This is a genomic window from Kurthia sp. Dielmo, from assembly GCF_000307285.2.
GTDB lineage: Bacteria > Bacillota > Bacilli > Bacillales_A > Planococcaceae > Kurthia > Kurthia populi.
In genome coordinates this window covers 64,109-72,888 of record NZ_HE578959.1, presented here as the reverse complement: position 1 = coordinate 72,888, position 8,780 = coordinate 64,109, and the positions used below count along the sequence as shown (strand labels likewise).

The 8,780-nt window shown below is 34.5% G+C and carries 9 protein-coding genes; 3 read left to right on the top strand and 6 right to left on the bottom strand.

Going from position 1 to position 8,780, the window contains the following annotated elements; translation table 11 throughout:
• Positions 1-134: 134 nt before the first annotated feature.
• The 3 genes from phaZ to KTHG_RS11615 form a co-directional block, all read right to left on the bottom strand.
• A complete protein-coding gene (gene phaZ, locus KTHG_RS11625) occupies positions 135-977 on the bottom strand; it encodes an intracellular short-chain-length polyhydroxyalkanoate depolymerase (RefSeq protein ID WP_126991531.1) in 843 nt (280 codons plus the stop codon).
• A 120-nt stretch (positions 978-1,097) separates the two neighbouring features.
• The gene (locus KTHG_RS11620; RefSeq protein ID WP_126991666.1) at positions 1,098-1,358 is read right to left on the bottom strand and encodes a metal-sensitive transcriptional regulator; all 261 of its coding nucleotides are present in this window, start codon (positions 1,356-1,358) and stop codon (positions 1,098-1,100) included.
• Positions 1,359-1,525: 167 nt separating this feature from the next.
• Positions 1,526-3,565 carry a bifunctional metallophosphatase/5'-nucleotidase gene (locus KTHG_RS11615; protein WP_139993732.1) on the bottom strand — a complete coding sequence of 680 codons (2,040 nt, stop codon included), beginning with the start codon at positions 3,563-3,565 and terminating at the stop codon, positions 1,526-1,528.
• Positions 3,566-3,723: 158 nt separating this feature from the next.
• On the opposite strand from KTHG_RS11615, the gene KTHG_RS11610 reads away from it, so the two are divergent.
• Together KTHG_RS11610 and KTHG_RS11605 are read left to right on the top strand one after the other, a co-directional pair.
• Positions 3,724-4,092 (top strand): VOC family protein, encoded by a 369-nt coding sequence (locus tag KTHG_RS11610; protein WP_370362763.1) that lies wholly within the window; start codon positions 3,724-3,726, stop codon positions 4,090-4,092.
• A 154-nt stretch (positions 4,093-4,246) separates the two neighbouring features.
• Positions 4,247-4,492 (top strand): hypothetical protein, encoded by a 246-nt coding sequence (locus KTHG_RS11605; RefSeq protein ID WP_139993730.1) that lies wholly within the window; start codon positions 4,247-4,249, stop codon positions 4,490-4,492.
• 121 nt (positions 4,493-4,613) lie between these two features.
• Here KTHG_RS11605 and KTHG_RS11600 read toward each other — a convergent pair whose 3' ends face one another.
• The 3 genes from KTHG_RS11600 to fabG all read right to left on the bottom strand — a co-directional run bounded on the left by KTHG_RS11600 (position 4,614) and on the right by fabG (position 6,031).
• Complete coding sequence (locus tag KTHG_RS11600) at positions 4,614-4,802, bottom strand: hypothetical protein (RefSeq protein WP_126991534.1); 189 nt, start codon at positions 4,800-4,802, stop codon at positions 4,614-4,616.
• 60 nt (positions 4,803-4,862) lie between these two features.
• The gene (locus KTHG_RS11595) at positions 4,863-5,114 is read right to left on the bottom strand and encodes a hypothetical protein (RefSeq protein ID WP_139993728.1); all 252 of its coding nucleotides are present in this window, start codon (positions 5,112-5,114) and stop codon (positions 4,863-4,865) included.
• A 188-nt stretch (positions 5,115-5,302) separates the two neighbouring features.
• Entirely contained in the window at positions 5,303-6,031 is a 729-nt protein-coding gene (gene fabG / locus KTHG_RS11590) for a 3-oxoacyl-ACP reductase FabG (protein WP_139993726.1), read from the bottom strand.
• 419 nt (positions 6,032-6,450) lie between these two features.
• On the opposite strand from fabG, the gene KTHG_RS11585 reads away from it, so the two are divergent.
• Positions 6,451-8,715: a right-handed parallel beta-helix repeat-containing protein gene (locus KTHG_RS11585; RefSeq protein WP_139993724.1), complete on the top strand. Its 2,265-nt coding sequence runs from the start codon at positions 6,451-6,453 to the stop codon at positions 8,713-8,715.
• Positions 8,716-8,780 lie beyond the last annotated feature (65 nt).

Genomic DNA, 8,780 nt, shown 5'->3' with positions numbered 1-8,780 from the left:
CGGGCTTTTTCTTTATATTTTTATGTATTAAAAAACTTCTCTCATTGGGTGAGAGAAGCGTAAGCGATTTATACAGAATCTGTACCTTAATACCATACCATACATCTATTACAGTTTCCTAATAAATTTCGTATTTAATTTATAAATTTTTGAATTGCTGTTGTTAAAATGTTTAATTGGTCAACCATCGGCGAATGACCACAATCTTTAATTTTTAAAACTTTTGCTTTACCTCCAAAATCTGTAATAATCTCCTGGGTCATTTTTTCTGATACAACATAATCTCTATCCCCATAAATTATTAACATAGGCACTTGAATTTCATCGATTTCATCTGTGATATCAAATGTGTGTAGTGCATAATACACATCACCTAAATTTTGCTGTGTACAAATATCGCGTAAATACTTTCCGTAGTGATCGTGATCTGGTTTATAATGCGTATAAATTAATTGCTCCCATACTGCTTGGATACCTGCATAGTTTTTCATACGTTGCATGGTCTCAACAGGCACTGTCACAAATGGATCATGAATAATTTCTTCTTTAGTTTCTGCTATACGCTGCTGCGCCTGTAAGAAAAATGGATACCCTCTCGTTGATGCTGATGCCACAAGAATGCATTTTTCGATACGATGCTCTGTATCATCTATGCACATATCCATCGCTACTGCACCACCTGTTGACCAGCCGACCAATGTTACATTACGTAAATCTAACTTAGCCATCCATTCTTCCACATCATGACTAAAATCCTCAATGCGCTCAATCTCTCTACTATAAGAGGATTCCCCAAAACCTCTTAAATCTACAGCGTAAATCGTATACTTTTCATCTAGCGCTTCCATTACCGTATCCCAATGAAGTGACGATGTCATATTACCATGAATCAGTACAATTGTTTTGTCCCCTGTTCCTGGGCGATGACGATATGCAATTATTTCCCCATTCTCTAATGCTACTGTTGGCAGCCCCATTATAAACCCTCCCAAAATTGTATTTTTTACCAATTAAACTATACCCTTTTATTATTTATTAAGACAAATTTTCCCACAAAAAAAGCATTTCCAAAGAAAACTCTTCGAAAACGCTTTTCTTTATCGACTTTTTACGACAAGCGTAATTGCTTCTTGCACGACCTCATTCATTTTATCATCATCGCCTTCGTTCTCACGAATACATTCTAATAAATTATCTGTTACAATAACGCCAATTGTACGATCAACACCTGAACGAATTGCACTCAGTTGTGTAATGACTTCCTTACAATCTTTGCCTTCTTCCATCATTCGAAGAACACCACGCAATTGACCTTCGATACGTTTTAAACGATTCATAGCTTTTGCATCGTATTGCATCGAACCACCACCTTGTTCATTAATGCCCTTATCATAATACCCCCATCCGTATAAGTCAACTATTATTACTCTACTATTCATATATAGCTTAGTAAAATTAATGTCCGTAGCACGGCTAATTTCCATAAAAAAATGCCTGCTCAAATTGAACAGGCATTTTTTATTTTTTATTTTGCAACGTCAATAATACGTCCTTCTGTTTTATTATTGACAGTTTTTAATGATTTTAATTGTTCCTCAAAGTTCTCCCAATCAGATAAACCTAGATCTTGTACTCGACCATCGGCATACGCTTTTTCAAATGTTGCAAAGCCATCTCCACCTTTAGCAGTAAAGGCGTTTGTTGCAATTGTATAGGTTTGATCATCCTTGACATCTACATAATCATCCCCCTGTTTAATTTGGAATGATACGATACGTGAGCCAGCTGGTTTAGATGAATCAAATGTGTATTTACCACCTGCAATGTGTAAGAATCCACCACTTTCTTTTGGCGAATCTTTTACACCATGCTCTAACGCTGCACGTAAATCTGCTCCTGAAATATCAACCGTCGCTAGCGTATTACCAAATGGTAGTACAGCAATCACTTCACCGACTGTAATCGGACCTGCGTTAATCGACGAACGAATTCCCCCACCATTTTGAAGTGCTAATACGACTTTATTGTTTAATGTTTTTGCCTTTGCTAGCATGCCATCTGTAATGTAATCGCCAAGTGCCGTTTCATTTGCGCGAACACTTTCTGTAGATGTAGCGGATGCACGTGGATTCGTTAATTCTTCTTCTGCCACTACGCCCGTTTCTTCATTACTAATTTCAGCAATACGATCCTTATACTGTTTTAATTTTTCCGCAGCGGCTGGATTTTCTGCTTTTTCTGCAACATTTACTAAATGCTGTTCAGAAGCAGTAACTTCACCTTTTTTATCAAATGTCACACTTAAATTCCCTAAATTTTCACCATATTGACCTGTTTGAACAATAACAGTTGGCGCTTTTTCATTATTATCATTATCTGTATCAACGGTAACAACCTGATCTAATTTCGTATGGGTATGACCACCTACAATGACATCAATTCCTTTAACTGTTTTCGCTAAAATTTGGTCATTGTCATATACCGGGCTATCATCGTAACCAATATGTGTTAAGGCAATAATTTTATCGACATTTTGTCCTTTAAATGCTTTTACCGCTTTTTGCGCTTCTGCAATATAATTGTTAAATTCTATTGAACCAGGGCTTGAAATATCTTTTGTTTCCGCTGTTGTCAGGCCAAAGATACCCACTTTTTGCCCGTCAACTTCTTTAATAATACCTGTATAAATTTGACCTTTTTCTGGATTCGAACTTACCAAGTCAGAGAATAGGCCTTTGAATTTATCATCTTTTGAAAAATCGACATTTGCACTAACAAACGGGAAGTTGGCGTCTTTGATAAAGTCTACTAATGCTTGGTGTCCTTCAGCAGATGACCCTAAATCAAATTCATGATTTCCAAAAGTCGCTGCATCGTAGCCCATCATATTCATAAATTCTAAGTCCGCTTGTCCTTTGAATTCATTGAAGTATAGCGTTCCACTAAATACATCACCTGCATCTAATAACACATTGCTTGGATTATCTTTACGAATTTCATTAATTGCTGTTACACGTTTTGCCACACTATCTAAGTGCGCATGCGTATCATTTGTATGCATAATCGTTAATGAAAAATCCTGTTTAACGCCATCTTTGAATTTATAGGTTTTACCATTAATCGTGACATTGCCATTTGCTAAATGCCCCTTTAAATAATACTTGCTATCTTTCCACCCATTAAATCGCTTGCCATCTTCAAAAAGAATTTTATTGTATTCCCCTGTTAATGGTAGACCGTCTTTAAAGCGTAATTTTTGCTGCCCTGAGTATCCCGTATATGGCTTTCCTTGATGGTAATACACATCGTTATACCAATACGAAGCTTTCTTTCCTTTATTATAATAAGTATTTTTGTAAATTCCTTTAAATAACTTGCCGTCTTTATATAACTTACCGTTGTACGTTTTATACCCTTTAACTACTTTTTTCGTTTTAACATCTACTAACTTTCCATTAACAATTTTGTATGTTGTTTTCGCATTTGTAACTCCTGGCGCCATCGCAATCGCTGACGTGAACATCGCCGTGCTCAGTACAATTGCCGTCAATCGTTTCTTTTTCATCAAAACCCTCCTAAAATTGTCAAAATAGTCTTACTTGTTTATAGTATATAATAGAAGATAGTCTAAAATATAGTTATTTTAAGTTTATTAATATGAAATTTATTTAAATTTAATGTCATATGAACCAAATATTTAACTATTTTGAAGGGGGTATACGTATGCAACTTGCACAACTTATGCTATATGTAGAAAATCAAAAAGAAATTCGTGATTTTTGGGTAAAGCATTTTGATTTTGTTGTTAAAAATGAAGTAATGAATGGTGATATGTATATGATTGAACTTTCACCACATGCAAATGCGGAAACAACCATCATTTTACATAATCGCGAACAAATAATGAAAATGTCTCCAGAACTCGATATGACAACACCTTCATTATTATTTGCAACATCCGATTTAGAGAAGCTCCATGCCCGATTAGTAGCAGCAAATGTTACAGTAGGTGAAATTGTCGATATGCCTGGATATCGCGTGTTTAATTTTGCTGATCCAGAAAATCATTACTTTGCTGTTAAACAAGCCTAACGTTGACAACTTGTATATTTGTAAACATTTTTACTTTCATACAAAAAGAAACTTCGTACAATTCATGATACTTTACCAACTTGTAAGAAATTAAAGTACATTACTAAAAACCATTTTTTTATAACCGATGATATACGTATGGAGGTGTGCGGCCATGTATCTTTTAGGTATTATCGCATTTATTACCGCATTTTTAATGATAGCTTTATTCTCCTATCTCTTTAACGAAAAATCTGAAGTCATCGTTGATGGATTAACAGAAGAGGAAAAAAATGCTTTATTAGAAGCGCATGAACAACAACAACGATTATTATGGCGTACAAGCTATATATTATTAACAGCTTTTGTCATCGCGATTGCACTTATTTTTGTACAGTCTTTATTAAATTATTATCGTTAAAAAGGAATCCACTCTTTGTTTGTTACAAAGAATGGATTTTTTGTTTATTTGTAAAAAAATTACTTGTAAACATATTAACCGTAAAAAAGGAACCGTAACAAGTGCACGATTCCTTTGGGCTTTATGACGAAATAGAGTGTTCATTCTCTTCAAAGTCATCATGGCTCGCTTCAATATGTCCACAATGTGGGCATGTGTAAACATAAGTTGGGTGATGTAGCGCTGTAAACGTACCATGATCTATTTCAATACGATCTTGTAAACTCAAAATTCGATTACATTTTGAACACGTCATCGCTTGGCTATTCATACTCACCGCCTCTTTCATTTATATTGAGACATTTGTAGCTATCGCCTTATGCGCCTTATCTTACTGATAAACATCTGGTAATTTTGAAGAATTAGAGATTACTTTATTTAGCATTATGTCTGCATCTGGATTATCAGAGATCATAAGTAATTCTCGTTGCTTGTCAGAATGTACAGGTTCAATATAGAAACCTTCATTCATTATGACCTGTACATACTGTGTCATGTCTCTACCCATTATTAATTTATATTCTTGTCCGTCCATTTCTAACACAATAGCATCTCGTTCGATTCTTTTCATGACTGCCTTCATATATTTTCCCGCCTTTCATTAAGTCAACAATTTGAAATGATAAGCGCATCCAACGTCATCTAGCTATATATGTCTTTTGGTAGACTATACCCATTCTCTTCTTTTTTAATCTAAAATACCTGTATATATGACGCATTTTCAGAATAAAAAAAGAGTAACGAATTACCGTTACTCTCAACTTATATAGCTTACATCATTATCGCGCCATCTACATGTAAGACATGCCCTGTAATATATTTTGCTTCATCAGAAGCTAAAAAAGCATACGCATTAGCAATATCTTCTGGTTCACCAAGCTTTTGTAATGGGATAGTCGCTTCCATTTTTTCAATTACTTTTTCAGGCATTGCAGCAACCATTGCTGTTTTAATAAAACCTGGTGCTACGGCATTTGCTGTTACACCATTACGGCCAAATTCTTTTGCCCAAGACTTCGTCATTCCAACAATTGCCGCTTTTGAAGCCGCATAGTTTGTTTGACCAATGTTACCATAAATGCCACTTACTGAAGATGTCGAAATGATTCGACCATATCGCTTCTCTTTTAAAATTGGATATACAGCTTGTGTACAATTAAATGCACCCTTAACATTCACATTCATTACTTGATCAAATTGTTCATCTGTCATTTTGTGTAACATTGCATCACGCGTAATGCCGGCATTATTTACAAGAATATCAACTGTCCCGAATTGATCTACTGCAAATTGCACCATTTCTGCTACGCTCTTTTTATCTGTCACATTTAGTTTGAAAAAGCGAGCTGAATCCCCAAGATTTTTCGCCACTTCTTCGCCATGATCAGCAAAATCCGCCACTACGACTTTTGCTCCTTCAGCCACAAATTTTTTCGCTGCTGCTTCCCCAATACCATTTGCAGCACCTGTAATAATGGCTACTTTGTTTTCTAAACGCATATAAAACCCTCCTCATATAAATTTCGCTCAGCAAAATCCGTCACACCCCTGTGACATTGCTGGCTTTTTCTAATCTTAAAATTCAAATTGTCCCAGATTAGAAAAGTAATTTAGGAAAAATAGTAAATAATTAGTCTGCTATTTTCCCTAAATCATATGTCAATTATAGCAAATTTTTGAAATTTAATATGTTTTCTTTTCAAATTATTGAATTTTTTTGAAAAAATTAAAAAATACTAGCTTAAATCGGGAAGTTACTATAGAGGCAGCCGATTATTATAGACATGTATAAAAAATAAACCGATGCTACATACGGTATATCTTTTCTATGTAATTTGTTATATGTATATAATGATTATAAGAAATGCATTATCACTTCATGTAAATATTTTGTATAATAAACAAAAGGAGGAGTTTCGATGGCAACATTATACGTTTCACGTTATAAAGAAGGGGCTTATCAGTCTTTATTAGAGGCTTTAGAACATGCAGAAGATAACGATTGTTTAGAAGTTTCTGCAGGCATCTATGATGAGGTGCTAGTCCTACGTAAACCTGTAACCATTCATGGGCATGGTGCTGTATGTATTGTAGGTGATCTTGTTGTAGCACCTAATGTAGAGGCAACAGTCCAAAATTTACATTTCGAAAATGTTTTAGAAATGAAGGAAGCCACTGTACATTTTGAAAATTGTTGTTTTGCAGGCAACTATACGGAGCATACAATTTTAGCTCAAAACTCAACAATTAATTTGACAGATTGTTATTTTGAAAGCTCAGCTAAGGAAGCGAACAAAGCTTTCTTAGCAGTGACTCAATCAACAATCAATTTATCAAAATGTCAATTTAACGGTAAATATTACGCGATATTTGCGAAAGAATGCCAATTAACAATTGACCACACACTCTTTAAAAATCAATTAAAAACACATCTTTATATGGAAGAAAGTCAATTAACAAGTACTCATAGTCGCTTTCAACAAGCTGTGCAAGCAATTGTTGCAACGAAAAAAACAACACTCAATATTTCTACAAGTTACTTCTCTGAACATACAATGGGGACGCAAATTGAACTTGCTCAATCATCAATGATTTTAACGAATAGTCAATTTCAAAAAGCGAAACAGCATCTTATATTAATCGATAGTCAAGCATCTGTTTCTGCAACACTTTTTACAGAAACAACAGATACACAAATCACTGCATCACAAAATTCTACATTCCGCGCAAAACATATAGAATTAACATATGGTGAACATCATGCCATCTTAGGTCAAAATAGCGCGATTTATTTAACTGAATGTAAAATTATGGAGCATAAAGGAAAGGAAAAAGCTCAAATTCAATTAAATCATTGCCAGTTACATATCGATAATACAGCTATTTATCGTGGTAGCCACCGTGCCATTTTTGCTACACAATCTGAGCTTTCTATTAGCACTACACATTTTATGACACACCGGGGCGTTCAACTAGAAGCTGTTGGTGGAAATTGCAAACTAACAGCATGTGAATTTCAATCTGAGCTAGCTAGTGCCATTTTATTAGCTGAACAGGTTACTGGTACAATTAACGATTGTGCCTTTATCATTGCGGCTAAAAATCATATTACATTGGCAGCTAAGTGTGATATTGACATTACGCATTGTCGTTTCGATCGTTGTGGAGGAAATGCAATCAATGTAAATAATAGTGCAATACGATTACAAAATATTACCGTGATGGGGCATCCATCTGACTTTCCAGCTATCTTCTTAGCACAAACTCAATTTAAAATTGATATACTTCAAATCTCAAATTCAAATGCAATTGCATTGCAGATTAACGACCGCAGTAGTGGAACGGCTGAAAATCTAACCTTCCATAATAATATGGATATTAATATCGATCTACTTAATAGTGAAGCTATTTTCAAAAATCTTACATTATATGATGGTACTTATGGAATTTATGCAAATAATAGTAAACTAACTATTAATAATATCGAATGTCAAAACCAAAAATTAGATGGTATTCGTTGTCTTGAAAACGGTCATTTATTATTAACTCAAGGAAAATTTAGTGGCGCTAATCAATATGGTTTAGCTAGTGAATATTGCACACTCTCACTAGAGCATGTAAATTTCATCAATAATGGTAGTGGAATTTATACAAAGGGTGCGACAGTAACATTAAATGATAGTCAAATATCCAAAAATAAACAACATGGTATTTGTGCAATAAGTAGCTCATTTAATTTATTAGATGTCTTATTCTCGCAAAACCTTGCAATACAATTTGATGCAACTCGTTCTACTTTACAATTACAACAAATTCATTTTAATAATGGTGGAACCGCTTTAGCATTAACAAATAAAGTGAACGCTACCTTTAATATGGTAACTTGTACAGACCATCTCCATCCGACAATCACAATTGATCAAAGTACACTTATTGGAAAGAAATGCTTTATTGCTGGTGGAGCCGATTATGGTGTGCGTGGAAAATCTAGTCAAATTACCTTTACAGATAGCACATTCAAACAACACGAAAAAGATGAATTTTATTTAGAAGGCGATAGTGAAGCTGTATTAACAGAATGTGAGATAGCGCCAAAACGTGCAAATGAACGTGGAGCTACACTTTTTGATAACTCTACAGTTTCATTAAATGGCTATATGATGTATCGCAAACGCAGTTCGTAAATTAATAAACTTGTTTACAAATAAACAACACCCCGTATGCTAACGTTATTCGCTAGCATACGGGG